Source organism: Janthinobacterium sp. BHSEK, assembly GCF_056174685.1.
Window position 1 is genome coordinate 1 of the sequence record NZ_JBWBYV010000039.1, and the last position, 25,445, is coordinate 25,445.

23 protein-coding genes, 1 tRNA gene and 1 pseudogene are annotated in these 25,445 nt (G+C 64.1%); 3 read left to right on the forward strand and 22 right to left on the reverse strand.

Annotated features, from left to right (window positions below):
• Positions 1–26 precede the first annotated feature (26 nt).
• The 8 genes and pseudogenes from AC0V2Y_RS14685 to ybiB all read right to left on the reverse strand — a co-directional run.
• Positions 27–236 (reverse strand): annotated as a pseudogene (locus AC0V2Y_RS14685) (tyrosine-type recombinase/integrase); the annotation flags it as partial.
• A gap of 279 nt (positions 237–515) precedes the next feature.
• A tRNA-Ile gene (locus AC0V2Y_RS14690) sits at positions 516–594 on the reverse strand.
• 108 nt (positions 595–702) lie between these two features.
• Entirely contained in the window at positions 703–2,946 is a 2,244-nt protein-coding gene (gene rpoD, locus AC0V2Y_RS14695) for an RNA polymerase sigma factor RpoD (RefSeq protein ID WP_475417357.1), read from the reverse strand.
• A gap of 464 nt (positions 2,947–3,410) precedes the next feature.
• A complete protein-coding gene (gene dnaG, locus AC0V2Y_RS14700) occupies positions 3,411–5,207 on the reverse strand; it encodes a DNA primase (RefSeq protein ID WP_475417356.1) in 1,797 nt (598 codons plus the stop codon).
• 130 nt (positions 5,208–5,337) lie between these two features.
• On the reverse strand, positions 5,338–5,790 hold the full coding sequence (locus AC0V2Y_RS14705) for a GatB/YqeY domain-containing protein (protein ID WP_070223119.1): 453 nt from the start codon (positions 5,788–5,790) through the stop codon (positions 5,338–5,340).
• Positions 5,791–5,986: 196 nt separating this feature from the next.
• On the reverse strand, positions 5,987–6,199 hold the full coding sequence (gene rpsU / locus AC0V2Y_RS14710) for a 30S ribosomal protein S21 (protein WP_008451879.1): 213 nt from the start codon (positions 6,197–6,199) through the stop codon (positions 5,987–5,989).
• 162 nt (positions 6,200–6,361) lie between these two features.
• The gene (locus AC0V2Y_RS14715) at positions 6,362–7,576 is read right to left on the reverse strand and encodes a BaiN/RdsA family NAD(P)/FAD-dependent oxidoreductase (RefSeq protein ID WP_475417355.1); all 1,215 of its coding nucleotides are present in this window, start codon (positions 7,574–7,576) and stop codon (positions 6,362–6,364) included.
• 56 nt (positions 7,577–7,632) lie between these two features.
• On the reverse strand, positions 7,633–8,625 hold the full coding sequence (gene ybiB / locus AC0V2Y_RS14720) for a DNA-binding protein YbiB (RefSeq protein ID WP_475417354.1): 993 nt from the start codon (positions 8,623–8,625) through the stop codon (positions 7,633–7,635).
• A 160-nt stretch (positions 8,626–8,785) separates the two neighbouring features.
• Between ybiB and AC0V2Y_RS14725 the strand changes: the two genes are divergently transcribed.
• Positions 8,786–9,463 (forward strand): hypothetical protein, encoded by a 678-nt coding sequence (locus tag AC0V2Y_RS14725; protein ID WP_475417353.1) that lies wholly within the window; start codon positions 8,786–8,788, stop codon positions 9,461–9,463.
• 150 nt (positions 9,464–9,613) lie between these two features.
• Entirely contained in the window at positions 9,614–10,675 is a 1,062-nt protein-coding gene (locus AC0V2Y_RS14730; protein WP_102294162.1) for a 3-deoxy-7-phosphoheptulonate synthase, read from the forward strand.
• 158 nt (positions 10,676–10,833) lie between these two features.
• On the opposite strand, the gene AC0V2Y_RS14735 is transcribed toward AC0V2Y_RS14730, so the two are convergent.
• Positions 10,834–11,241 carry a nitrite reductase (NAD(P)H) small subunit gene (locus AC0V2Y_RS14735; RefSeq protein WP_475417352.1) on the reverse strand — a complete coding sequence of 136 codons (408 nt, stop codon included), beginning with the start codon at positions 11,239–11,241 and terminating at the stop codon, positions 10,834–10,836.
• 210 nt (positions 11,242–11,451) lie between these two features.
• Here AC0V2Y_RS14735 and tsaD point away from each other — a divergent pair, with 210 nt between their 5' ends.
• The gene (gene tsaD, locus AC0V2Y_RS14740) at positions 11,452–12,492 is read left to right on the forward strand and encodes a tRNA (adenosine(37)-N6)-threonylcarbamoyltransferase complex transferase subunit TsaD (RefSeq protein ID WP_475417351.1); all 1,041 of its coding nucleotides are present in this window, start codon (positions 11,452–11,454) and stop codon (positions 12,490–12,492) included.
• On the opposite strand, the gene eutC is transcribed toward tsaD, so the two are convergent.
• The 13 genes from eutC to AC0V2Y_RS14805 all read right to left on the reverse strand — a co-directional run bounded on the left by eutC (position 12,493) and on the right by AC0V2Y_RS14805 (position 25,414).
• On the reverse strand, positions 12,493–13,266 hold the full coding sequence (eutC, locus tag AC0V2Y_RS14745; protein WP_475417350.1) for an ethanolamine ammonia-lyase subunit EutC: 774 nt from the start codon (positions 13,264–13,266) through the stop codon (positions 12,493–12,495).
• Positions 13,267–13,274: 8 nt separating this feature from the next.
• The gene (locus tag AC0V2Y_RS14750) at positions 13,275–14,663 is read right to left on the reverse strand and encodes an ethanolamine ammonia-lyase subunit EutB (RefSeq protein ID WP_475417349.1); all 1,389 of its coding nucleotides are present in this window, start codon (positions 14,661–14,663) and stop codon (positions 13,275–13,277) included.
• A gap of 43 nt (positions 14,664–14,706) precedes the next feature.
• A complete protein-coding gene (locus AC0V2Y_RS14755) occupies positions 14,707–16,170 on the reverse strand; it encodes a TIGR01777 family oxidoreductase (RefSeq protein ID WP_475417348.1) in 1,464 nt (487 codons plus the stop codon).
• Positions 16,167–16,808: a DUF4166 domain-containing protein gene (locus AC0V2Y_RS14760; RefSeq protein ID WP_475417347.1), complete on the reverse strand. Its 642-nt coding sequence runs from the start codon at positions 16,806–16,808 to the stop codon at positions 16,167–16,169. Before AC0V2Y_RS14760 ends, AC0V2Y_RS14755 begins: the two co-directional genes overlap by 4 nt.
• A complete protein-coding gene (locus tag AC0V2Y_RS14765) occupies positions 16,805–17,368 on the reverse strand; it encodes a GbsR/MarR family transcriptional regulator (protein WP_475417346.1) in 564 nt (187 codons plus the stop codon). The genes AC0V2Y_RS14760 and AC0V2Y_RS14765 overlap by 4 nt, the downstream gene beginning before the upstream one ends.
• Before the next feature lie 67 nt (positions 17,369–17,435).
• Complete coding sequence (locus tag AC0V2Y_RS14770; protein ID WP_475417345.1) at positions 17,436–18,542, reverse strand: fatty acid desaturase family protein; 1,107 nt, start codon at positions 18,540–18,542, stop codon at positions 17,436–17,438.
• The gene (locus AC0V2Y_RS14775) at positions 18,539–19,654 is read right to left on the reverse strand and encodes a sterol desaturase family protein (RefSeq protein ID WP_475417344.1); all 1,116 of its coding nucleotides are present in this window, start codon (positions 19,652–19,654) and stop codon (positions 18,539–18,541) included. The genes AC0V2Y_RS14770 and AC0V2Y_RS14775 overlap by 4 nt, the downstream gene beginning before the upstream one ends.
• On the reverse strand, positions 19,651–20,274 hold the full coding sequence (locus AC0V2Y_RS14780) for a phosphatase PAP2 family protein (RefSeq protein ID WP_475417343.1): 624 nt from the start codon (positions 20,272–20,274) through the stop codon (positions 19,651–19,653). Before AC0V2Y_RS14780 ends, AC0V2Y_RS14775 begins: the two co-directional genes overlap by 4 nt.
• A gap of 11 nt (positions 20,275–20,285) precedes the next feature.
• On the reverse strand, positions 20,286–21,608 hold the full coding sequence (locus AC0V2Y_RS14785; protein ID WP_475417342.1) for a F390 synthetase-related protein: 1,323 nt from the start codon (positions 21,606–21,608) through the stop codon (positions 20,286–20,288).
• Positions 21,605–22,435 carry an MBL fold metallo-hydrolase gene (locus AC0V2Y_RS14790; protein ID WP_475417341.1) on the reverse strand — a complete coding sequence of 277 codons (831 nt, stop codon included), beginning with the start codon at positions 22,433–22,435 and terminating at the stop codon, positions 21,605–21,607. The genes AC0V2Y_RS14785 and AC0V2Y_RS14790 overlap by 4 nt, the downstream gene beginning before the upstream one ends.
• Positions 22,428–23,465 (reverse strand): NAD-dependent epimerase/dehydratase family protein, encoded by a 1,038-nt coding sequence (locus AC0V2Y_RS14795; RefSeq protein WP_475417340.1) that lies wholly within the window; start codon positions 23,463–23,465, stop codon positions 22,428–22,430. Before AC0V2Y_RS14795 ends, AC0V2Y_RS14790 begins: the two co-directional genes overlap by 8 nt.
• A gap of 10 nt (positions 23,466–23,475) precedes the next feature.
• The gene (locus AC0V2Y_RS14800) at positions 23,476–24,456 is read right to left on the reverse strand and encodes a 3-oxoacyl-[acyl-carrier-protein] synthase III C-terminal domain-containing protein (protein ID WP_070287756.1); all 981 of its coding nucleotides are present in this window, start codon (positions 24,454–24,456) and stop codon (positions 23,476–23,478) included.
• Positions 24,457–24,505: 49 nt separating this feature from the next.
• A complete protein-coding gene (locus AC0V2Y_RS14805; protein ID WP_475417339.1) occupies positions 24,506–25,414 on the reverse strand; it encodes an ion transporter in 909 nt (302 codons plus the stop codon).
• Positions 25,415–25,445: the final 31 nt, after the last annotated feature.

A 25,445-nucleotide genomic window follows, 5' to 3' on the forward strand; every position in this document is an offset into this window, starting at 1 on the left:
TTCCAAAGTCCTAAAAAATACTATCTCTATTTTAGAAAATTAGGAAGTTTGTCTGCATTTGCAGCAAGATGCGATGCCGAAAAATGGGCATATCGCCTTACCATTTCTGCACTTTCCCAACCACCCAGCTCCTGCAAAACATTCAATGGTGTGCCATCTTGCACGTGCCAACTAGCCCATGTATGCCTTAGATCATGCCACCGAAAGTCTTCAATACCACAACGCTTTAAAGCCTTACAGGTGGCAGGTTCAGGTCCGCCATTCAGACACAAGCCCAACCATAGCCGCATTGAACAACGATAATGACCTGTAGCGTACTCAATTGCAAATACAAGATCGAACGACTGGCAAACTACGCGACGCCTCGTATGCACTCCGTACCTCCATAAAGATGGAATTGGTGACGAAGCCAGCAGCTATCACGCCCAAAAGACCAAACCTTGCGACGATCATCTCGCGCATAAAAAAAGCCCCGGCAGTGGCCCGCCGGGGCTTTTTCTAATATTGCTAAATTCTGGTGGGCCTCCCGTGAGTCGAACACGGCACCAACGGATTATGAGTCCGCTGCTCTAACCAAGCATGAGCTAGAGGCCCGGGGACTGCGGCTTGGCGGCGCTGTTGATGCCCGCCTCGCGCGGCCGTTTTGGAAACGGACACGCGAGGATAGGGGTATCAGGGGCGTACGTCAAGCCCTATTGGCTTCTAGTTGCCTTCCAAGAAGCTTTTCAGCTTGTCGGAGCGCGATGGGTGGCGCAGCTTGCGCAGCGCCTTGGCTTCGATCTGGCGGATGCGCTCGCGCGTCACGTCAAATTGCTTGCCCACTTCTTCCAGGGTGTGGTCGGTGGACATCTCGATGCCGAAACGCATGCGCAGCACTTTCGCTTCGCGTGGCGTCAGGGAATCGAGCACGTCCTTGACCACGCCCCGCATGGACGCGTGCAGCGCCGCGTCGGCCGGCGCCAGGGTGTTGTTGTCCTCGATGAAGTCGCCCAGGTGGGAATCGTCGTCGTCGCCGATCGGCGTTTCCATCGAGATCGGTTCCTTGGCGATTTTCATGATCTTGCGGATCTTGTCCTCGGGCATCTCCATCTTGATCGCCAGGGTGGCCGGATCGGGCTCCGCGCCAGTTTCTTGCAGTATCTGGCGGGAAATCCGGTTCATCTTGTTGATCGTCTCGATCATGTGCACGGGAATACGGATCGTGCGCGCCTGGTCGGCGATCGAGCGGGTAATCGCCTGGCGGATCCACCAGGTCGCATACGTCGAGAACTTGTAACCGCGGCGATACTCGAACTTGTCGACGGCCTTCATCAGGCCGATATTGCCTTCCTGGATCAGGTCGAGGAATTGCAGGCCCCGGTTCGTGTATTTCTTGGCGATCGAAATGACCAGGCGCAAGTTGGCCTCCGTCATTTCGCGCTTGGCCTTGCGCGCCTTCATTTCACCGGCCGCCATCTGGCGGTTGATATTGCGCAAGTCCGGCAGCGGCAGTACGACACGCGCCTGCAGGTCGATCAGGCGCTGCTGCAGTTCCTTGACGGTCGGAATGTTGCGACCCAGGATGGCGCTGTAGGCGTGTCCTGCGTTGACTTCGCCATCGACCCAGTCGAGGTTGGTTTCATTGCCCGGGAAGACCTTGATGAAGTGGGCGCGCGGCATGCCGCAACGGTTCACGGCCACGTCGAGGATCTGTTTCTCGATATGGCGCACTTCGTCCACCTGGCCGCGCAGGGTGTCGCACAGCTTTTCCACGACCTTGGCCGTGAAGCGGATGCCCAGCAACTCTTGCGAAATGGCTTCCTGCGCCTTGGCATACGGTTTCGAGTTGTAGCCTTCCTTTTCGAAGGCGCGGCGCATCTTGTCGAACTGCTGCGAAATGACGGCGAATTTTTCCAGCGCCGTGCGTTTCAGGATTTCCAGCTGTTCGGCCGAGAAGCCGGCGGCGCCCGAAGCGCTCGCTTCTTCCTCTTCTTCCTCTTCCTCTTCTTCCGCTTCGCCTTCTTCCTCGTCTTCTTCGACGGGAGCGGACACGACCGGAGCAGCGGCGACCGGTTCGTTTTCATCGACGAGGCCGTCGACGATTTCATCGATCTTGATCTCTTCGTTGGCGATGCGGTCGGCGGCGGCGATGATTTCGGCGATCGTCACGGGACAGGCGGAAATGGCCTGGATCATGTCTTTCAAGCCATCTTCGATGCGCTTGGCAATCTCGATCTCGCCTTCGCGCGTCAGCAGCTCGACCGAGCCCATTTCGCGCATGTACATGCGCACCGGGTCGGTGGTGCGGCCGAAATCGGAATCGACGGTCGACAAGGCGGCCTCGGCCGCCGCTTCCGCCTCGTCATCGCTGGTGACGACGGCAACGTTATCGGACAGCAACAACGTTTCCGCATCGGGCGCGTGCTCGTAGACGGCGATGCCCATGTCGTTGAAGGTGCCGATGATGCCTTCGATGGCTTCCGGATCGACTATGTTTTCGGGCAAGTGATCGTTGATTTCCGCATACGTCAGGAAACCGCGTTCCTTGCCGAACTTGATCAGGGTCTTGAGTTTCTGGCGCCGGCGCTCGAGTTCTTCCTCGCTCGCTTCCGTGTCGGACGAGAAGGCGTCTTTCAGCAGCGCGCGCTCTTTCGCCTTGCGGTCCTTGGCCTTGGCCTTGTCGACGGCTTTCAGTTCGGCCCGCTCGACGGCGTTCAGGGCGGCGACTTCATCATTTTCTGGCTGGAATTCTTTTGGCTTGCGGCCGCGGCGGCCTGGCACTTTTACCGACGGCAAGACATAACCGGACGTATCGATGGCCGCCAGGGTGGCGGCGTCGGTGGTCTGGCTGACCACAGGCGGCGCGCTGGTCACGCGCGCTTCTGGCCGATCGAGCGCCTTTTCGGCTTTCGTGGTAACTTTAGTGGGCTTTGCAGCCGCTTTGGATTCGGGTTTCTTGATTGGCACAGGCGCTTTCGATTACACAACGACTTGCTTTACGGTGGATTAGGATAAAGTTTGCTGCCAGCTCCCTGTCTACCTGCGGGAACCACCATCTTCGAACCTGCCGACTACGCAAATTCGACACTGTTACGTTACTTACACCTCATCGGCCACGATCCGCGGGAAGCGCAGCAATTCCTGTCCACCGGCTGTTGCCAGCCGTCTCGGCAAAAATTCCTGCATCGACCGCGTTGGGAGCGAGAGCCTGGCGCGGCTTGCCAGCGTCCGCGGGCCTTGCCCGCAACGCCGAAAGCACCAGTTGGCCCTGGCTGCCGACACGATCCACCGCGCCGATCAAGAGCCTAACTTACTGAAAACAAATACTATTTACGAAACAGAACTAGCTTGCCAAAGCACACAATACTTAGCATTTAATTATAGCACGCGAAAAATGTTTTTCCAGTGCGCGACATACCCTCAGGGCAAGGTTAGCGATTCACCAACTCGGCATCGCGTTCACGTTCCAGCTCGCCTTGCTCCTGCATGATTTCGCGGTAGCGTACACCAATTTTCTCCGATGGCAAACCCGACGCAAACAATTGCTGCAATTCCGCCTTCAAGGCATTCAATTTGATCTCGCGGATGGTGCTCACCAGCCACGACAATTCACTGTCGTAATCGGATTCCGTGCCGGCCGCGATCTCGCCGATGATCTCGTCATATTCGCTGCCCAGCTCCTTCAATTGCTGCGCCAGCGCGGCAAAGCTGCCGTGCTCGCCCAGCGCCTGGCCCACGGCCACCAGCTGCCCCAGGCTGTGCGCCGCATCGGGCCCCAAGTGCTGGAAGGCGGCCAGGGCCGCTTCGTCGATGCGCATCGTCAGCGGCGGATGCGCCACCAGCATGCGCATGATCTTCAATTCCAGGCCGACAGGCACGGGGCGGCCCGATTTCGGCGGCGCGCGGTGCGCCACGGCAACGGGTTTCGCCAGCTCGAACAGGGCTTCGATCTCGGCCGGCGTGGACTGCGTCAGCTGCGCCAGCCCGCGCACGATCTGCAGGCGCAGGGACGACGGCGCCATCAGCTGCAGCAATGGCTTGGCGTCGAACTGCACCCGGGCGCGCCCTTCCGGTTCCGACAGATCATGCTCGCCCGACACTTCTTTCAGCAAGAATTGCGACAGCGGCATCGCTTCATGCACTTGCTGCTCGAAACCTTCGGCGCCGAATGCGCGGATATAGCTGTCCGGATCGTGTTCCGCCGGCAAGAACAGGAATTTGATGGTCTTGTTGTCCGACACGTGGGCCAGGCTCGCTTCCAGCGCGCGGCGGGCGGCGCGGCGGCCGGCCTTGTCGCCGTCGAAGCTGAAAATCACGTTATCCGTCTGACGCAACAGTTTCTGCACGTGGGTGGGCGTGCACGCCGTACCCAGGGTCGCCACCGCTTGCGGGAAACCCATCTGCGCCAGCGCCACCACGTCCATATACCCTTCCGTCACCAGCACGTAGCCGGCGTCGCGGATGGCCTGGCGCGCCTCGAACAGCCCATATAGTTCGAAACCCTTGGAAAACAAGGGGGTTTCCGGCGAGTTCAGATATTTCGGTTCGCCATGGTCGAGCACGCGGCCGCCAAAGGCGATGACCTGGCCCTTGGTATTGCGAATCGGAAACATGATGCGTTCGCGGAAACGGTCGTAGCGCTTGCGGTTGTTGCCCTCTTCATCGACCTTGTCGATCACGAGACCGGCCTCGGCCAGAGCCACCACGTCGTAATCGGGGAAAACGGAACGCAGATTATCCCAGCCGCCGGGCGCAAAACCCATGCCGAAGCGAGCGGCCACTTCGCCCGTCAAGCCCCGATTTTTGAGGTAGGCGATGGCTTCCGGCGCGTGGCGCAATTGCCCCCGGTAATAATCGCACGCCTGCGTCATGGCGTCGGACAGGGCCAGGCTTTGCGCCTGGATCTGCGCGCGCTGGGCCGGCGGGATCTTGTCGTCCGCTTCCGGCACGACCATGCCCACGTTTTGCGCCAGGTCCTTGACGGCATCGACAAAGCCCATGCCCGAGTACTCGATCAGGAAGCCGATCGAGGTGCCATGCGCGCCGCAGCCGAAGCAGTGGTAGAACTGCTTGGTGGGGCTGACGGTAAAGCTGGGCGACTTTTCACTGTGGAACGGGCACAATCCCATGAAATTGGCGCCGCCTTTTTTCAGCTGCACATAGCGGCCCACGACGTCGACGATATCGACGCGGTTGAGCAAATCGGAAATGAAGGATTGAGGTATCACTGGCGAGGGCGGGTCTTGTTATAGGTCAGACTATACTACCGCACGTGGCCGGAGGTTGAGCCAGGTCAACGTGTGGGCTGTTTAACAGGCTGCCAGCGCGACGGCTGGCAGCCCTTGCTACTATTGTTGCTTACGCGGCCGGCGTCAAGGCTTTCTTGACCAGGGCGGACACCACGGTCATGTCGGCGCGGCCAGCCAGCTTCGGCTTGACGATGGCCATGACCTTGCCCATGTCTTGCGGACCGGCGGCGCCCGAGGCGGCCACGGCGGCAGCCACTTCGGCCGCCACTTCTTCATCCGACAGACCGGCAGGCATGTAGCCGATCAGGTGCACCAGCTCGGCTTTTTCGATGTCGGCCAGGTCGGCACGGCCACCGGCTTCAAACTGGGTGATCGAATCCTTGCGCTGCTTGATCATCTTTTCCACGATGGCCGTCACGTGGGCATCCGTCAATTCGATGCGCTCGTCGACTTCCTTGCGCTTGATTTCCGCCAGCAACAGGCGAATCGTGCCCAGCTTGCCCGTTTCCTTGGCGCGCATGGCGTTTTTCATGTCTTCGGTAATTTGTTCTTTCAAGCTCATGGCAATCCTCGTTGGTCAGTATGGGAACGGTGCTCGTGCGCGGCCAGAAACAAGTACGGGCCACAAAAGCGAAAACCCGCTGCGGCGAACCGGAGCGGGTATGCGACTCATCTGAAGTATCACTCCAGGCGAATCAAAACAAAACCCGTGGCGAACAATGCGCCGAACTACCCGGGTTGGTTCTGACTGAACAGTCTTAGAATAATTTTTTCGGCAGTTGTTGGCTGCGGATGCGTTTGTAATGACGCTTGACAGCAGCTGCCAGCTTGCGCTTGCGCTCAGCTGTTGGCTTTTCGTAGAATTCGCGAGCGCGCAATTCGGTCAGCAGACCCGTTTTTTCGATGGTGCGTTTGAAGCGACGCATTGCGACTTCGAACGGCTCGTTTTCTTTAAGGCGAATAGTGGTCATGTAAAATTCAAACCGTTGAGGTGGTGTATAGGAAGAGATAGATAGTAGCAGCTTTTATTCGGAAAGGGAAGCCCCTCCCCACTTGCGTGCGGCATGCAGCCTGAGGTCGCTGCCGGAATGTGGCGTAAACCACGCACCGGTGCGCCCATCCTACAGACTTGCTTACTGCAAGGCAATACCTGCCGCCACGCCGGAAGCCCAGGCCCACTGGAAGTTGTAGCCGCCCAGCCAGCCCGTCACATCGACCGACTCGCCGATGAAATACAGGCCCGGCACCTTATTGGCCATCATGGTCTGCTGCGACAGTTCGCGCGTATCGATGCCGCCGCGCGTCACTTCCGCCTTGCGGTAGCCTTCGGAACCGTTGGGCACGATGGACCAGGCATTGATGGCCTGGCCCAGCTTGCGCAGCTGCGCGTCGGGCATGTCGGCGATGCGCGCGTCCGGCGCCAGGCCGTTGACAGCCAGCAGGCAGTCGGCCAGGCGCTGCGGCAGCCATTGGGCGACGATATTGCCCAGCTGCTTCTTCAGGGTGCCCTTGCCTTCGATCAAGGTCTGCGCCACGTCCACTTCCGGCAGCAGGTTGATGACGATGGGCTCGCCCGGCAGCCAGTAGCTGGAAATCTGCAGGATCGCCGGACCCGACAGGCCGCGATGCGTGAACAGCAAATCTTCGCGGAAACGCGCACCCGTGGCCTTGCGGCCTTTCAGGCTGCCCGTCTCCACATCCACTTCCAGCGCGATGCCGGACAGTTCCGCGAACGGCGCCCAGCTGGCCGGGTCGAACGTCAGCGGCACCAGGGCCGGACGCGGCTCGACCATCGCCAGATCGAATTGCTTGGCGATGCGGTAGGCAAAGTCGGTGGCGCCGATCTTCGGGATCGACAGGCCGCCCGTGGCGATGACGATGCTGGCCGTCTCGATGTCGCCGCTGTCCGTCTGCAGCACGAAGCCGCCGTCCGCTTGCTGGACAACATTGTCGATCTTGCACGGCATGCGCCAGTGCACGCCGCCGGCGGCGCACTCGTCCTTGAGCATGTCGATGATCTGCTCGGCCGATTCATTGCAGAATTGCTGGCCCTTGTGCTTTTCGTGATAGCCGATCCGGTATTTTTTCACCAGCGCGAGGAAATCCTGCGGCGTGTAGCGCGACAGCGCGCTCTTGCAGAAACGCGGGTTTTCCGAGAGGAAATTTTGCGGGGTGGCGTTGATATTGGTGAAGTTGCAACGCCCGCCACCCGAGATGCGGATCTTTTCGGCCAGCTTGGCCGCGTGATCGATCAACACCACGCGCTTGCCTTGCTGGGCGGCAACAGCCGCACACATCATGCCGGCCGCGCCCGCGCCGATCACTGCCACATCAAATTGTTTTGCCATAAGAATTCCGGTCACCGCTGATTACAAAGACGCCATTGTAAACTGCGGCGGCGCGGCTAGCGCGGCCGTGCCGCAATCTGCCGCGATGCCATCAGGCATTGCTCCACCTGCTCGGCGATCGACGGCGGCACGGGCAGCTCGCCGCGCAGCACGGCCGCGATCCAGGCGGCCGTGGTGGCCGCGTCGCGCTCGGCCGGCAAATGCGGCAGTTCTTCCACCAGCAATTGCTTTTCCACCAGCACCGTGCGCTCGCCGCCGTGAAACCAGTCGATCTGCTGCGCCTTGTTGGCGTTGGCCACCGTTTCGCCCTCCGTGCCGCGCATCAGGAAGGCGTCGCCGCGCGCGGGATCACAGGCGGTCAGGAAATATTCACCGAGCATTTCCAGGTATTCGGGATGCGTGTACGACACGAGGCGCAGGGCCGGCCCGGCGAACGGCTGCATGATTTTCACCAAGGTGTGCGTGGAATTGCGCACGCCCAGCACGCGCCGCAGCGACAGCATGTGCGCCAGGCGCCGCGCCAGCGCGTCGATCGGCAGGAAGGCCGCTTCGCCGCGCGCCATGGCGGCCTCGGCTTGCGCATGGTCGAGCGAGGCGGGCACGCCCAGCGCGGCCAGCACTTCGGCCGTCGTGATGCGGCCCGGGTCGCTGGTCACGCCATGCACGAGCACGGGTGCGCCGGCCCGCGCCAGCAGCAGCGCCAGCAAGGCCGTCAGGTTCGCCATCTTGCGCGCGCCGTTGTAGCTGGGAATGACGATCGGGGCGAACACGCCTGCCGGCGCGGCCAGCGGGGCGAACGAGGCTTCGGCAGAGTCGAGGAAGCCGGCGATCTCGTCCACGGACTCGCCCTTGATGCGCATCGACAACAAAATGCCGCCCAGTTCCAGGTCCGACACGCGGCCCTCGAGCATGGCGCGGTACAGGGCGCAGGCGTCGTCACGCGTCATGCTGCGCGCGCCGTTCTTGCCGCGTCCTATTTCTTTAATGAAACGCGCAGCGGGGAATGGCTCGCCGGCCACGTCGGTATGGGGGATGGAAACAGTCGTCATGGCGCCAGCTTACACGGATTTTCCCCCTTGCAGACGGGCTGGCGGATGCCATAGGCGCCGATGCAACAGTCTTTCCAGCTATTTTTTTGATGAATGTGCTTCGTGCCTGCATCCAAACGCGCCGCCGCTGCGTATAAGAGTGCACAGGGGGGAACTCATCATGGAACACGCGATCAAACAGGAAACTGCCTTCGTCGGCATCGAAACGGGCAAGCTGCTGCTGAAAGCCGTGCTGCGCTCGGGCGGCGACGTGCTGTGCAAGGTGCTGGAAAACGATATGGCCGGCTACCGCTGGCTGCGCAGCTGGCTGCAAAGGAACGACGTGCCCGTCATGGGCTTGCGCGTCTGCATGCGCCTCGACGCCCCGTACAGCGAGGCGCCGGCCCGCGCGCTGGCGGACATGGGCATGCTGGTCTGCGACGCCCAGCCCGCGCAACTGGCAGACTATCTGCGCGGCCAAGGCTTGCCCGAGAACGCGGCACACGGCGCCGTGGTGCTGGCCAATTACTGCGAGCACAAACGCCCCGCTGGCTGGACGCCGCCCTCGCCCGCCTACGTGGAACTGCGCCTGTGGCTGCGCCGCCTGCACGCCATCGTAGGCGTGCGCAAGCAGGAGTCGGCGCGCCTCGATACCCATCTGCAGGCTGGCCAGCATGCGCTGCACGCCCTGTTGTGTCAGCAAATCGCCTGCCTGGACGCGCAGATACGCCAGCATGAAACGGCCATCCTCGCGCATGTGCGGCGCCATCCCGGCCTGCCCCGGCCGCCCGAGCTGGCCGGCAACTACCAGCGCATCGCCCGCTACAGCACCGGCGCCAGCCTGGCCGGCGGCCACTGAGCGTCCAGCGGCAAGGGGCCGGCGGCGTGCCGGCCCTGCCATAAAAACAACTCATGCATTCCCGTTTTGGCCCCATCCCCGCCGCCAGGCCGCATTTCCGCTACACTATTGCCTCTTAAAGAACGCAATAGCGAAAGCCGAGCCAGAATCATGAATACGCCAGACATCGAAAATATCAACGTCACCTCTTTCGCGCCCATGCCGACACCGGCCGAACTGCACGCCAAGCTGCCCCTGTCGGAGAGCGCCTTCGACACCGTCAGCCGCGGCCGCGAAGCGCTGCGCAACATCATCGACCGCAAGGACCAGCGCCTGTTTGTCGTCGTCGGTCCGTGCTCGATCCACGACCCCGTGGCCGGCCTCGATTACGCGCGCCGCCTGAAAGCGCTGCAAGAGGAAGTCAAGGATACGATGCTGCTGGTGATGCGCGTGTATTTCGAAAAACCGCGCACCACCACGGGCTGGAAGGGCTATATCAACGACCCGTACATGGATGATTCGTTCAAGGTCAACGAAGGCATGGAAAAGGCGCGCCAGTTCCTGCTCGACGTGTGCGAACTGGGCCTGCCCACCGCCACCGAAGCGCTGGACCCCATCTCGCCGCAATACCTGGGCGACCTGATCGCCTGGACCGCCATCGGCGCGCGCACGACCGAATCGCAGACGCACCGCGAAATGTCGTCGGGCCTGTCGACACCGGTCGGCTTCAAGAACGGCACCGACGGCGACATCAGCATCGCCGTCAACGCGATTTTGTCGTCCGCGCACCCGCACTCCTTCCTGGGCATCAACGGCGAAGGCAACGTCGCCATCGTGCGCACGCGCGGCAACGCGTATGGCCACGTGGTGCTGCGCGGCGGCGACGGCCGCCCGAACTACGATTCCGTCTCGATCGCCATCGCCGAACAGGCACTGGCCAAGGCCAAGCTGCCGGCCAACCTGGTGGTCGACTGCTCGCACGCGAACAGCTATAAAAAGCCGGAACTGCAGCCGCTGGTGATGGGCGACGTGGTCAACCAGATCCGCCAGGGCAACCGCTCGCTGGTGGGCGTGATGATCGAATCGAACATCGTCGGCGGTAACCAGAAGATCCCGCAAGATCTGTCGCAACTGACCTACGGCTGCTCCGTCACGGACGGCTGCATCGACTGGGACACGACGGCCACCATGCTGCGCGACGCGCATGCGCACCTGCTCAATCGCCCGGCGTAAAACATTACGGCCAACGATGTTGTCGGATTACGGCGCTTTGCGCCTAATCCGACCTACGAATTGAGCCGCGTAGGTCGGCTTAGCGCGTAGCGCGTAAGCCGACACATCACTGCAGACAAAGAACGGCGCCCTGTGCGCCGTTATTGCTTTTCCCTTCATCACGCCATCTGCACATGCGGCAGTACGGCGAACGATCCCGCCAACGCCTGCTCCGCCTTGCTGGCCGGGATATTCAGTTCATTGACGTCCAGGTAGATGCGCCCGTCCAGGATGCGCACGGCGTACATGCGCGCCATGCCCTGCACGGGCGCCACCAGGCGGCCCGAATCGAGCTCGATGATCCAGCCGTTTTTCGGCCCCATCAGGTTCTTCTCCATCAGCACCCCGTGCGCCAGCGGGCCGCCCAGGCAGGGCACCGTGTCGAGCAGCGCGTAGACCGTATCGTCAGCCGCGCGGAACAGCGCCACGCCGGGCAAATCCTGCCACGCCAGGCCCCGCTGCACCATGCGCACGCCCGCCAGCGGCATGTCCTTCAGGCGGCAAATCATTTTCCATTGTTCCGACATCGCAAGCTCCCTTGAGAAAGGCACACGCCTGTCTAAGCAAGAGCGGTGCCAGTGCCGTTCCAGGCGTAAAGCAGCCGCAATCCCGGGCAAAACCGGCCTGCGGCGCACTGCGCAAGTGCACACTGCCGCCGAAATGGTGCGCTGGCCGCACGGTGGACTGCGCGGCTTTCCTTTACAATGGCGGATTACTCCTCCCTATTCAGTACCTTCATGATTGTTCTTGGCGTCGAATCCTCCTGTGACGAAACTGGCCTGGCCTTGTACGACACGCAACGCGGCCTGCTGTCGCACGCCCTCTACTCGCAAGTAGCCATGCACGAGCAGTACGGCGGCGTGGTGCCGGAACTGGCGTCGCGCGACCATATCCGCCGCGCCATCCCGCTGCTCGAAGAGACCCTGACGAAGGCCGGCATCGCCCTGCCCGAAATCGACGCCATCGCCTACACGCAAGGGCCGGGACTGGCCGGCGCGCTGCTGGTGGGGTCGTCCGTCGCCTGCAGCCTGGGCCTGGCCATCAACAAGCCGGTGCTGGGCATCCACCACCTGGAAGGCCATTTGCTGTCGCCGCTGCTGGCGTCCGAGCCGCCGGAATTCCCCTTCATCGCGCTGCTGGTATCGGGCGGCCACACGCAGCTGATGCGCGTCGATGGCGTGGGCCAGTACACGATGCTGGGCGAAACGCTGGATGATGCGGCCGGCGAGGCATTCGACAAGTCGGCCAAGCTGCTGGGCCTCGGTTACCCGGGCGGCCCCGCCATTTCGCGCCTGGCCGAATTCGGCGACCCGCTGGCGTATAAGCTGCCGCGCCCCATGCTGCACTCGAAGGATTTCAACTTCAGCTTTTCCGGACTGAAGACGGCCGTGCTGACCGTGGTGAAAAACCATGAAGAAAAAGTCATCGCCAATATCTGCGAGCAGGACAAGGCGAACATCGCTCGCGGCTTCGTCGACGCCATCGTCGACGTGCTGACCGCCAAATGCGTGTCGGCCCTCAAGCACACGGGCTTGAAGCGCCTGGTGATCGCCGGCGGCGTGGGCGCCAATGCGCAGCTGCGCGCCTCGCTCAACGCGGCCGCCGCCAAGAAGCGTTTTAAAGTGTATTACCCGGAGCTGGAATTCTGTACCGACAACGGCGCCATGATCGCCTTTGCCGGCGCCATGCGCCTGCAGATCAACCCGGCCGCCGCCAAGCACGATTACTCGTTCAACGTGCGCCCACGCTGGCCGCTGGACGAAATCCGCGAAGTCTGATCACGCCAGCAGGAAGTTGCGCGCCCCCGCCAGGGCCGCGCCCTCTTCCACCGTCTCATCCTTCAATGCCACGCCCGACAACTGCCTGGTAAATGCCTGCGACAGCAAATAGTGCAGCCGGTACGCGGCCGGCGCATACGCCAGCCCTTCCGGGCGCACGTTCGAGATGCAGTTGCGGCGCTCGTCCAGCAAGCCTGCCTTGGGCGCCCACGTCAGGTACAGGCCCAGGCTGTCCGGGGAACTCAAGCCCGGCCGCTCGCCGATCAGCACCAGCACGGCCCGCGCTTTTATCAATTCGCCCACCTCATCGCCGACGGCCACCCGGCCCTGCGCCACGATGTGCAGCGGCGACAGCGTCCATGCCTCCAGCGCCAGCCGTGCGCGCAGGGCGGCCAGGAACGGCGCCGCGTGGCGTTGTATCGCCAGCGCCGACAGGCCATCGGCCGCCACCAGCGCCAGATCCACTCCCGTCGTCCCTGCGGCCAGCCGCGCCCGTGAAGCGTCGTCGAGCCGACGCCCCAGGTCGGGGCGCTGCAGGTAGTCGGCACGCGTGGCGGCGGCGCTGTGCAGCTGCACGCAGGCTTGCCCCTGCGCGGCCAGTGCGCTTGCCAGCGCTTCGCCATCGAGGGCCAGGTGCACGGCGTCGCGCGCCTGCGCATGGGCCAGCTGGAACGCCAGCTGCGCGCGGGTCGGCACGCTTACGCCGCGGCGCCCCAGCGCGATGCGCGCCGCCGTATGCGCGCGCAGCGTTTGCCACGGGGTTTTCTCGTCCATGTATCCTCCTAATCTTCCAAGCGCAGCAGGGCCGCCTGGAAGGCCGGCGCCAGCGCCACGTTCAGATTTCCCCGCGCATCCGTGATCCGCATGCGCACCAGCCAGGCCGCGAATTCGGGCGCGGGGCGCAGGCCCAGCACGCGGCGCGCATACAGGGCGTCGTGGAACGAGGTGCTCTGGTAGCCGAGCATGATATCGTCCGCGCCCGGCACGCCCATGATGAAATTGCAGCCGGCCACGCCCAGCATGGTCAGCAAGGCGTCCATATCGTCCTGGTCCGCTTCCGCGTGGTTGGTGTAGCACACGTCGCAGCCCATGGGCAAACCCAATAACTTGGCGCAGAAATGGTCTTCCAGCCCCGCGCGCATGATCTGCTTGCCGTCGTACAGGTATTCGGGGCCGATGAAACCCACCACCGAATTGACCAGCAGCGGTTGATACGCGCGCGCCACCGCATACGCGCGCGCCTCGCACGTCTGCTGGTCCATGCCGTGGTGGGCGCCGGCCGACAGGGCGCTGCCCTGCCCCGTCTCGAAATACATGACGTTGCTGCCCACCGTGCCGCGCCCCAGCGACAGGGCCGCCGCCTGCCCCTCGGCCAGCAGGGCCAGGTCGATGCCGAAGCTGCGGTTGGCCGCCTGCGTGCCCGCCACCGACTGGAACACCAGGTCGACGGGCGCGCCGCGGCGGATCGCCTCCAGCGTATTGCTGATGTGCGTGAGCACGCAGGACTGCGTGGGAATCTGGTACTGGTCGATGACGGCGTCGAGCAGGTGCAGCAGCGAGACCACTTGCGCCACATTGTCGGTGGCGGGATTGATGCCGATCACGGCGTCGCCGCTGCCCAGCATCAAGCCGTCGAGCATCGACGCCGCGATGCCCGTGGCGTCATCCGTCGGGTGGTTCGGCTGCAAGCGCGTGGACAGGCGCCCTTCCAGGCCCAGGGTATTGCGGAAAGCCGTGACGACCCTGCATTTGCGGGCCACCAGCACCAGGTCCTGCAGGCGCATCAGTTTCGAGACGGCTGCGGCCATTTCCGGCGTGATGCCGGGCGCGACACGCGCCAGCGTGGGCGTGTCCGTCGCGTCATCGAGCAGCCAGTCGCGAAAGTCGCCCACGCACAGGTGGGAAATGGGCGCGAACGCGGCGCGCGCGTGGGTGTCGACGATCAGGCGCGTGACTTCATCGTCTTCGTACGGCACCAGCGCCTCATTGAGGAAGGTCAACAGCGGCACGTCCGCCAGCGCCAGTTGCGCCGCCACCCGCTCGCGCGCGCTGGCGGCCGCCACGCCGGCCAGCACGTCGCCCGAACGGGGCGGCGTGGCCTTGGCCAGCAGCTCCTTCAGGCTGGCAAACTGGTAAACATGGCTGTCTATCGTATGGCTGAAGCGGGGCATAGATTGTGCTCCAAGGCATCCCAATGGCCCATTCTACGCCAGGCTACAGGCTGCGCAACGCCCCTTCCAGCTGCGGATAGCGGAAGACAAAGCCGTCGGCCAGCAAACGGCGCGGGGCGACCCGCTGGCCTTCCACCAGCAAGTCGGCCTGCTCGCCCAGCAAGGCGCGCATGACGAAGGCCGGCGTGGGCACGACGCTGGGGCGGTGCAGCACGGTGCCCGCCACCTGGGCGAAGCGGCGCTGCGCGATCGCTTCCGGCGCGCAGAAGTTATACGCGCCATTCACGGCACCCTCTTCGCTGCGGCGCGCCACATGGGCGATGGCGCGGATGACGTCGCGCACATGCACCCACGTGACCCACTGCTTGCCGCTGCCGAGCGGGCCGCCCGCACCGAAGCGTATCGGCAGCAGCATCTGCGGCAGCGAACCCTGATGGCCGAAGACGAGGCCAAAGCGCATGCAGCCCACCTGCACGCCATAGCGTTCCGCCTGGCGCGCGGCCGCCTCCCACTCCTGGCACAGCTGCGACATGAAGATGGCTTGCGGCGCGCTCTCCTCCGTCAATTCCGTGGCGTCGCCCTGCGGCTGCACGCCGTAGTAGCCGATGGCCGACGCCGACAGCAGCACCCTCGGCTTGTGCTGGGCGCGGGCGATCCACGCCACCAGGTCCTGCGTCAGCGCCACGCGGCTGCGGCGCAGGGCCGCCTTGCGCGCGTCCGTCCAGCGACGCCCGACGATGCGCGCGCCGGCCAGGTTGACCACCATGTCGATGCGCTGCGCATCCGACAATGCGTCCAGCGAGTCGATGCAACGCACCTGGCCATCGAAGGTCCACGCGGCCGGCTTGGGCTGGCGCGTCAGCACCGTCACCGCGTGGCCGTCGGCCAGCAGGGCGCTGACTAACTGCTGGCCGATGAAACCCGTGGCGCCCGTCACCAGCACGGATTGCGGCGCGGCGGCAAAGCGCAGATGCTCCTCCTGCTCTTGCTGCTCCTGCACCGTGCGCCGGCCCAGCTGCCACACGGCATACGCGTCGCGCAGGCCGGACAGGCCCACGCCCACGCCGCACAGGGCGAGGAAGACGCTGAGCCAGCCGTACGGCTGCCACACGAGGGCCGTCGGCAAGGTCGCCCAGTCGCTGCTGTTCAGGGCCAGCAGGGCGATGAAGGCGCCCGCGTTGATTGCCAGCACCGTGTGCGTGACCCGCTCCGTGGCGGGCAAGAGGCGGGTCTGGTCTTCCACGACGAAATCCCACAGGGTCAGCACGATTTCCACGCCAAACACGATGACCAGCACCCAGGCCCAGGCGCCGTGCCACTCCCACGCCGCCAGGCCCACGAACAGCAGGCTGTAGATCAGGGCGCGGGTGGCGTGGATGGTCAGTTCCAGCCGCGCCGAGGCCTTTTGCGGCAGCGCTTCCGTGATTTCATGGTGGTAGATGGTGTCGAAGGCGCCCAGGCAGCCTTGCGCCGCCATCAGTTGCAGGGCCAGCAGATGCGTATTCATGGTGTCTCCTTCATTTCCGGCGCGGCGGATTCGCGGAACACGCCGGCCTGGGTAAACGTGGTGCCGAACAGGGCGTGGCGGATCTCGATGCGGATGTTGAACTGCTGCGGCGTGTCGTTGCGGTGGCACAGATAGGTCTTGCCGGGCGTGAGCACGCCGGGCAGCGGCATCCGCCAGCCGAAAAGATCCCAAAAATAGCCGTCGCTGGTGAAATGCAGGTTGCCATCTTCCACGTGCAGCACCAGCTTCATGCCCAGGCCCATGCCCACGTATTCGAGCACTTCGCCTTGTTCGCTTTCGGCCATGTAGGAGGTGAAGCGGATGGGCGCGCGACCATGCAGGCGATAGGTGCGCTGCTTGAAGATGAAGGGGCAGCCGGGGCGCGAATACACTTCGATATCGACGGGGAAGTCGTGGTCGTCATGCGGGATCAGGGCGCCGTCGATGAAGGGCCGCGTCAGCCATCCCAGCACCTTGCCCAGGCGCGAGCTGGTGAGTTCACTGAGCTCGCCCCGGTAGTACAGGGGCTGGCCCGGTGCGGGATTTTTCTCGAAGCGGCGGCGGATGTCCGGGTGCAGGGTGAGCCACCGCTCGCCCATGACCTTCTTGAACAGCTCTCCTTCGGACGGGCCGTTCATGCTTTTCCCGGCTTGCCCGGCTTGCCCGGCTTGTCTTCCGGACTGAGGAACTTGGCCACCTTGCCGCCCATGGCCAGCATGCGCTGCAGGGTCGCCGGCGGCAGATTTTTATAGTCGCTGTAGGTGGAACTGAGCATTTCCAGGAAAGCCAGCACTTCGCCCATGCGCGCCAGCGTTTCTGGCGGTATCGCCGCATCCTGTTCGCCCTCGATCGCGCACTCGCGCAGCACCGTCAGGGTGGGGTCGATCTCGCGCCGCTTGCGCTCCTCCATGATGACGCGGAAGATTTCCCATACATCCTGCAGGGCAACGAAATGGTCGCGCCGGTCCCCCATCACGTGCGTGATGCGCGCCAGGCCCCAGCTTTGCAATTCCTTCAGGCTGTTGCTGACGTTCGAGCGGGCCACGTTCAGGCTGGCCGCGATGTCTTCCGCCGTCAGCGGTGCATTCGCCAGGAACAGCAGCGCGTGGATCTGCGCCACCGTGCGGTTGACGCCCCAGCGGGTGCCCATTTCACCCCAGTGCAAAATATACTTTTGCGTGGTCGGACTCAATTCCATGGCTTTCTCTTATTTCTGTCGTTACAGAAATGTAAGACGAAACAGAAAACCAGTCAAGCGCGATTCGTCAGGACTGTGCCGGTGGCTGGCCCATGGCGCGCAGGAAGGCTTGCTGCGAGGCGTGCAGCTGGCCATAACCGAGTTCACGGTAGACGAGACCGTGGCGCGGCGCCAGTTCGGCCAGGATGCGCGCCAGCGCCGGATAATGGCGGTGGTTCCAGGTGGGGAACAAATGGTGCGTCAGGTGCAAATTCAATCCGCCGAGCCAGTAGCCTAGCCAGCGCAGCGCGCGCGGCTTCGGCGTCCAGTCGCAGGCCGTGTAAAACGTGTGCTGGTACCAGTCATGCGGCAAGGTGCCGTCCTGCCCCGGCTGGAAAAACTCCACTTCAGCCCAGTGCGTGCCGAGGATCAGCGCCACCAGCGCGCACGAGGCGAGCATCTGGCCCAGGAAATACGCGCCCAGCACCACGCCCCAGCCGATGCCGTGCTGCTGCAGCACCCACGTGGGCAGCGCCAGCACCAGCGCCACGTGGCCCAGCTTCCAGCCCAGGAAGGAGATCCAGCCGCGCCAGCCCTGCAGGCGGCTGTGCGCGGCGACGGGCGTCTTGCCGAAGCGGTCCAGCCAGTCGCCATACCAGTTCAGATACGGCAGCGACAGGGCCGCCACCACGGGCCAGTACAGGTATTGATAGCGGTACTGGGGCGACCAGCGTTGGAACGGCGTCTGGCGCAGGAAGGGGTTCGGTTCCGTGTCGAGGTCATAGCCTTCCACGTTCGCATACGTGTGATGGAAATGCACGTGGCGGATGGTCCAGAAATCCGTGTCCACGCCCACGGGCAAGCCCACCAGGCGGATCAGGATGCGATTCAGGCGTCCCTGGCGAAAGACGGCGCTGTGGGCCGCATCGTGCAGGGTATTCATGGCCAGCGCCATGGCCGCGACCAGGCAGGCGACATAGCTGGCGACAAACGGCCAGGTGCTGCCGGCGCTCAAGGCCAGCGCATACAGCCCCGCCGTCAGCGCGGCCAGGAAGACGGTTTTCGCGTGCAGGCGCCAGTCGCCGAAGCGGTGCTTTCCTTGGGCCGCCAGGTAGGCGTCGGCGCGCGCGCGCAGTTCGCGGCGGAAGGCGGAATCGCGGGCGGGCTGGAAGCGCAGCGGGGGAAGCTGGCTCACGCGCGCGTCCCCGCCGCGGCCGGCCACCACAGGCGGCGCGCGCCGTCGAGGCCATGCGCCAGCAGCGCGGCAAGGAACACCATGCCCCACACGTCGCGCGCGCCATACCAGCCGAGGAACAGCACGGGCATGGCCACGGCGATGGCCACCCAGGCGATGGCGCCCCAGCGGCGCGCGTCCGACAGGCCGCCCAGCGCCAGGGTGCCGCCAAAGATCAGCGCGAACAGGATGGCTTGCTGCGCGCCGGCCAGCACCGCTTCGTGATTGACGTAATAGATCACCAGGCCAAACAAAATCACGCCACCGATACCGATGAACAGCTCGGGCACCTCGAAAGTGCCGCGCGACTGCCAGTGGGGAAAGCGCGCGCGCAGCCACTTGAACAGTTTGCCGTTGCTGGCCAGCAGGGGATTGTGCGTTTGCGTCATGCCCTTCACGCCATAGCGCATTTCCACGCCCTCGAGTTCGGGCTGGAAGCTGCCGAACAGCCTGTCCCACAGCAGCAGGGTGCCGCCGAAATTGCGGTTGATGTAGCGTTTATCGGTGCCATGGTGCACGCGGTGGTGCGAGGGCGTGACCATGAAGCTATCGAGGATGCCGGACTTGTTCACCAGCGCATTGTGGTTGTAGAACTGCACCGTGTAATGCAGGGATGAGACGACGAGGAAGATTTCCAGCGGCACGCCCAGCACGGCCAGGATGGCGATGAAGGGGAAATTCGTCAGCGACGAGTACCAGGAATTGCGCACGCCCAGCGACAGGTTGAAATGCTCGCCCTGGTGGTGCACCACGTGCACGGCCCACAGCAAGGGGATCTTATGGTGCAGCCGGTGCATCCAGTAAAAGCACAGGTCCCAGGCAAAAAACGCGAACACCCACTGCGCCGCCACGGGCCACTGGTCGACGATGTGCAGGTTCACATGGCGCAGCAGCAGGGCGAAGGCCGCCACTTCCACGCCGCGGAACACCCACATCAGGATGTGGCCGGAATTGAGATTGAAGATGACGTCTTTCCACGGCACCGGGGTCTTGCGCACCCATTTGAGGATCAGCAATTCGGCCAGCACGAAGGCCAGCATGACAAGGAAAGAGAGGGCAAAGGGGTTCATCATGATGCGGTTTCAGTGGAAATGGCGCGGCGAGCCGTCCAGAATACCTGCATTTTCGCCAGCATGCCGCCCGCCACGCCGACAGCCAGGCCGGCGGCCAGGTCGATGCTCACGTGCCGGCGCAGCGCGATGATGGCGTAGCAGATCGCCACGCCCAGCACCAGGGCCAGCGCGGAGCGCAGCAGGCGGCGCCTGTCGCACAAGGCCCACACGCACAGCAGGGTCAGGGCGCCATGCAGCGAGGGCAGGCAGTTTTGCGCGGAGTCCGCCGCCTGCAGCAGGCGCAGCGCCTGCGTGCTCCAGGCGGCACCGTCGCCCACGGGCGGATATGCGAGCGTGGTCGGATACAGCAGGAAGACCACGCCGCAGGCCAGCGCGGAAAGCACCATGGCGCGCGCCAGCCAGCGCACGCGGGCCGCATCGGCCGCCAGGTAGGCGTAGGGGATCAGGATGAAGAACGACAGGTACAGCCAGATGGCGGCATCCGTGTAGGGAATGGCGCGGTCGAGCGCCGTTTCCGGCAGCAGCACGCCCTGCCCTTGCAGCACGTCGCTGGAAAAATACACGAGGCCGACGCTGCCCCAGCCGGCCAGCAAATGCAGCAGGCGGCAGCGTACGCTCATGGGAGAAGGATTCATGCAGTCGCAAGGCGCCGGATGCGGCGCCGTTTCATGGTGGGGTCAAAGGGAGGCAATTCGCCGCTCGTCGTCCAGGCCAGGCTGTCGACGGCCACGCCCAGGCCGCGCAGCACCGTTGCCAGGTGATCGCGCAAGGCAGCCAGGCCAGCGTCGTCGAGGGCCGCGTGCAGCTGCAAGGCGCTGTCGCCCGACTGCAGCAGGCGGTAATCGGCGTCCGCCGGCAAGGCTTGCGCGAAGGCCCGCGTCAAGACGTCGGCAAACACGGCGACGGGGGCGCCGCCGTTCGCCGACAACATGGATGCTAGGGATGGCAAGGATGGCAAAAGCAGCATGTCGTCGCAGCGCCCTTCAATGCCGTCGATGGCGCGCGTGGCGCGGCCGCACGGGCATGGCGTGGCGCGCGCGACCAGGATGTCGTCGAGGCGGTAGCGCACGATGGGCTGCGTGATGCGCGTGAAGTCCGTAATCACAGGCACGAAACGGCGTTGCTCCGCATCGAGCCATTGCGGTTCGATGTGCACGTATTCCTCGTTCAGGTGCAGCACGCCGTGTTCGCAGCTGCTGGCGAGGAAACCCTCGGTGGCCTGGTAGATTTCATGCACGGCGCCGAACGCCTGCACGATCAGCGCGCGGTCCTGTGCTTCCAGCACTTCTGCCACGGAGATGACTTTTTTCGGCGCCAGCGCCAGGCTGCCATCGATGACGCGCAGCGCCAGCTGGCGCAGCACCTGGGCCGGCGCGACGATCACGGAAGGTTGATAGCGCGCCAGCTGCGCGCACAGGCTGTCGAACGGTGCGAACAGGTCGTAGAAGGCAAAGGTCAGCCACGGCGAGCGCACGGCCGTGTACAGATTGCTGTTCGCGCGCAGGAACAGCGCCACTTTTTCGCCGGAAAACAGGCCGTCGGGCAGCGCCTTGGCCAGCATCACGCCCGCCCATTGGGCCTTTTCGCGGGGGCTGACGGTAAATACGGCGCGCCGCGACGACGTGCCAGAGGATAACCCCACCGTGATGTCGCCCACGGCCGGCGTGAAGTCGCGGCTCCGCTCGGCCGCCATGGCCGCATCCATCGCCTGCGCCAACGTGATTCCCTCGGTGTTCATGGCATCGAAATGCTCGAGCATCAGGGCCTTGTTCATCGTCGGCCACTGCGCCAGCGGCAGCTTGCGGTACGGCGCAAAATACGTGCTGCGGATGCACAGCACATCGACGAAACGGGCCAGCTGCTTGTGCTGGTAGGCGTCGAGCTGCGCGCGGCTGGCGAAACGCAGGCGGCGCGTGCGCCAGTACGACAGCAACAGCCAGACAATACGCTTCACGGGCGGCCCGCCACTGGCAAATAATCGTTGGTATCTTCATGCGTGATGCGGATCTGCGCCTGGCCCGACTGGTGCAGCTGGTGCAGGCGGTTCAACGTCTCATAATACGGCGCGCGCTTGTGCTGGATGAGGAACGACAGTTCGGACGGTCCGCGCAGCTGCTGGAAGCTTTCCGGCACCCAGGCCGCGTCCGACGCCAGCAAGGTCCAGCCGCCGTCCTGCAGCACGAAGGCGCCGATATGCCCGATGGCGTGGCCGGGCAAGTCGACGATGTAGATCTCGCCCGTGCCGCTGACGTCGCGCCCGTGCGTGAACGGCAGCAAGGCGGCCGGCAAGGCCGTCTCGGGCACGCTTTCGACAAATGCCAGGCGGTCAGCGATATCGTTTGGCAACAGCTCGGGCACGAAGGCCTGGCGCACGGCGGCCACGCCGGACAAACCCCGCACGGCGTCCCAGCCCGTTTTGGAGGCCATCAGCCGCGCGCCGGGAAAGTCGCGCAGGCCGGCGATATGGTCGGCGTGAAAGTGCGACAGCAGCAAGGTGTGGATGTCGCCGGGCGATACGCCATGCGCGCGCAGCTGGCCGTGCAGCGACTCGTTCTCGTCGAACGCAATCGGCGTCACCCACGCGTACATGCGGTACACGCCTTTCGACGTGGCGGCGCGGAAGTGTTCGGCGTATCCGGTGTCCCACAGGTACAGGCCCGCGCGCGTCGCTATCAGGTAGGCGCGCGAAGGGAAGCAGCGGCTGGCCAGTCCGCTGCCTTTCAAGACCATGCACGATGGGTGGGTGCAGTGGCCGACGCGAAATGCGGTGATGCTAGCCATTGCGCTCCTTGCCCACCTTGTGCGCCGCCGCTTCCTGGCGCATCCACTGCGCCGTGCGGGCGATGCCGTCCTGCAGGCTGACGACGGGGCGGTAGCCGAGCACCTTGCGCGCCTTGGCATTATCGAGCGTCATGTCGAAACTGAGCGCGCCGATGCTGTAGGGCGTCAACGCCGGTTCGCGCCGTGTAAAACGCGAGGCGAACTGCATCAGGCGCGCCGCCAGCGCCAGCACGCGGTACGGCACGCTGACGATCTCGAACGGCTGCTGCAGGTGGTCGCAAAACAAGGTGCGCAAAATGTCGCACAGGCGCGCCGGCTCGCCATTCGTGATGTTGAAGGCGGCGCCCGAAGCGATGGTCTTGTGCACGGTGGCCAGCCACATCGCGTGCACGACATTGTCGACATAGGTGACGTCGATGGTGGCCGCGCCGCCATTGGGCAGCGGCAGCTTGCCGCCGCGCTGTTCCAGCACGCGTGCCAGGCGCGGAATCAAGACCTGGTCGTGCGGGCCGAAGATGGCGCGCGGGCGCAGGATCACGCACGTCATGCCGCGGTGGCGGTCGACGCACTCCTGCACCAGTTTTTCCGCCATCGCCTTGGAGCGCGCGTACGCGTTGACGAAGGCGTCGGGGCGGAAGGTTTCCGGCACCTCGTAGCGGTTGCGGTAGTCGAAATAGATGGCCGGGGTGGAGATGTGCACGAAGCGCGCCACGTGCAGGCTGGCGGCCGCGCGCAGCAGCTGGGCCGTGGCCGTGACGTTGGCGGCGATGAAGTCGCGTTCCGCGCCCCACGGCGACGACAGCGCGGCGCAGTGCCAGACGGCGTCCATGCCGCGCACCAGCTCGTCGACCTGGCGCGGGGTGGCTTGCGCCAGGTCGAGCGCCACGAATTGCGCGCCCATGCGTTCGAGTTCGCGGCCCACGGCGGCGTTGCGGCCCGTGGCGCGCACTTCCACGCCCTGCGCCAGCAGGGTGCGCACGGCATTGCGCCCCAAGCCGCCCGTCGCTCCCGTGACCAGAATCCGCCTCATCGCACCACCTTCACAGGTCAAGAATCATGCCGCCGATGGTCAGGCCCGCGGCCGTGCCCATCATCAGCAAACGCTGGCCTGCCACGGCCCGCCCCGTCATCACCGCCTCGTGCAGGGCGGTGGGCAGGGACGCGGCCACCTGGTTGCCATGCGTTTCAAAGATCTTGATGATTTTAGCATCGGGAACGTCGAGGATGCGCGCCGCATGCGCGAGGCCCAGCGGGCTGGCCTGGTGCGGCACGACCACGTCGATTTTATCCAGTCCCGCGCCCGATTCCTGCATGAGTTCCGTCAGGAAATCCGGCATCACCTTGACGGCCAGGCGGAACACGGCCTTGCCATCCATGCGGAACAGGTAGTCACCCGGTTCGCAGCCGTTGCGGGGGTTGCGCTCGGTACCGCCGCCGCGGATTTCGCAGTAGCGCCGCCCTTCCGGATACGTGCCCATCTTGTAGGCGCGGATGCCGGCGCTGCCGTCGCCCCGCTCGACGATGACGGCGGCGGCGCCGTCGCCAAAGATCATCGACGCTTCAGGCTCGCTCCAGTCGACCCCGCGCGAGGCGAGGTCGGACGAGACGATGGCGATGCGGCGGTAGGCGCCGCCGGCCAGCATGGACGCGGCCACGCGGAAAGCGGCCATGAAACTGAGGCAGCTGGCGTTGACGTCGAAGCTTTGCGTGCCTGGCGGCAAACCGGCATGTTCGGCCACGAAGCAGGCCGTATTCGGCAAGGCTTGCTCGGGCACGCCGCAGGCGCAGATCAGCAAGTCGATGTCGGCCGGACGCAGGCTGGCATTCTTCAGCGCGTCGAGCAGGGCGGCGGCGCCCAGCTGGCTTTGCGATTCATCGGGCGCGGCGACAAAGCGCGACAGCACGCCGCTCTTGCGCAGGGTATAGCCGTCCGGATGCCCCAATTTCAGGTCCAGGCTGGCGGAAGTCACACTATGCGACGGCAAGGCTTTGCCCGTCGCGATCAGGCGAACTGGAATCATGTTGGCCTTAACAAAGTAAAGTAAATATGGTCTATGTATGGTCTATGCGCTAATCGCGTGCCAGCGGCGGCAAATCGACCCCGCAGTTCTTGCAGAAATTGGCATCGTCATCGAGCCCTTCTTTCAGACACGTGGGACAGGTACGCGTGGTGACCAGCTTGGAGCTGCGCTGCACCGTCATCTCGGCGCTGATAATGCCGGTAGGCACTGCCAGGATGCCCCAGCCCAGCAGCATCATCAGCGAGGCGATGGTGCGCCCGATATCCGTCTTCGGCGTGATGTCGCCGAAACCGACCGTGGTCATGGTGCTGATGGCCCAGTAAATCGACGTGGGGATACTGCTGTAACCGTTTTCCGGCCCCTCCACGACATACATTACAGTACCCAGCAGAAAGACCACCATCATGACAAAAGACAAGAAAATGAGGATCTTGCGCCGGCTGGCCAGCAAGGCCCGCCCCAGCACCGTGTACTCATGCACATACGACGTGAGCTTGAGGATACGGAACATGCGCAGCAGGCGCAAAATGCGCACGTCGATCAGCACGTGCGCGCCCGGCAGCAGCAAGCCGATATAGGTCGGCACGATGGCCAGCAAGTCGATGATGCCGAAAAAACTCTTGGCGTAGCGCACCGGATGCTGCAGGCACGACAGGCGGGCGAAATACTCGATGGTAAATAAAATAGTGAAAAACCATTCGAGCGCCGTCAGCCAGGTGCCATAGCGCTCGGCCACGGAGGCGACACTGCTGAGCACGACCACCGTCACGCTGATCAGGATGGCGGCGATCAGCAGCAGGTCGAAGGCGCGGCCCGTACGCGTTTCCGCCTCGAAAATGACGGTGTACACCTGTTCGCGCCAGCCCCGCTCGGGCTTGCCATATTTCTGTTGCGTTTCCTGCGCGGCAATTTGCTGCGGCGTCAGCGGAGCCGCCCCGCTCTTCGTCGCGGCTTTCATGTGGTTAGTGTGCTCATATACTATTATTGTA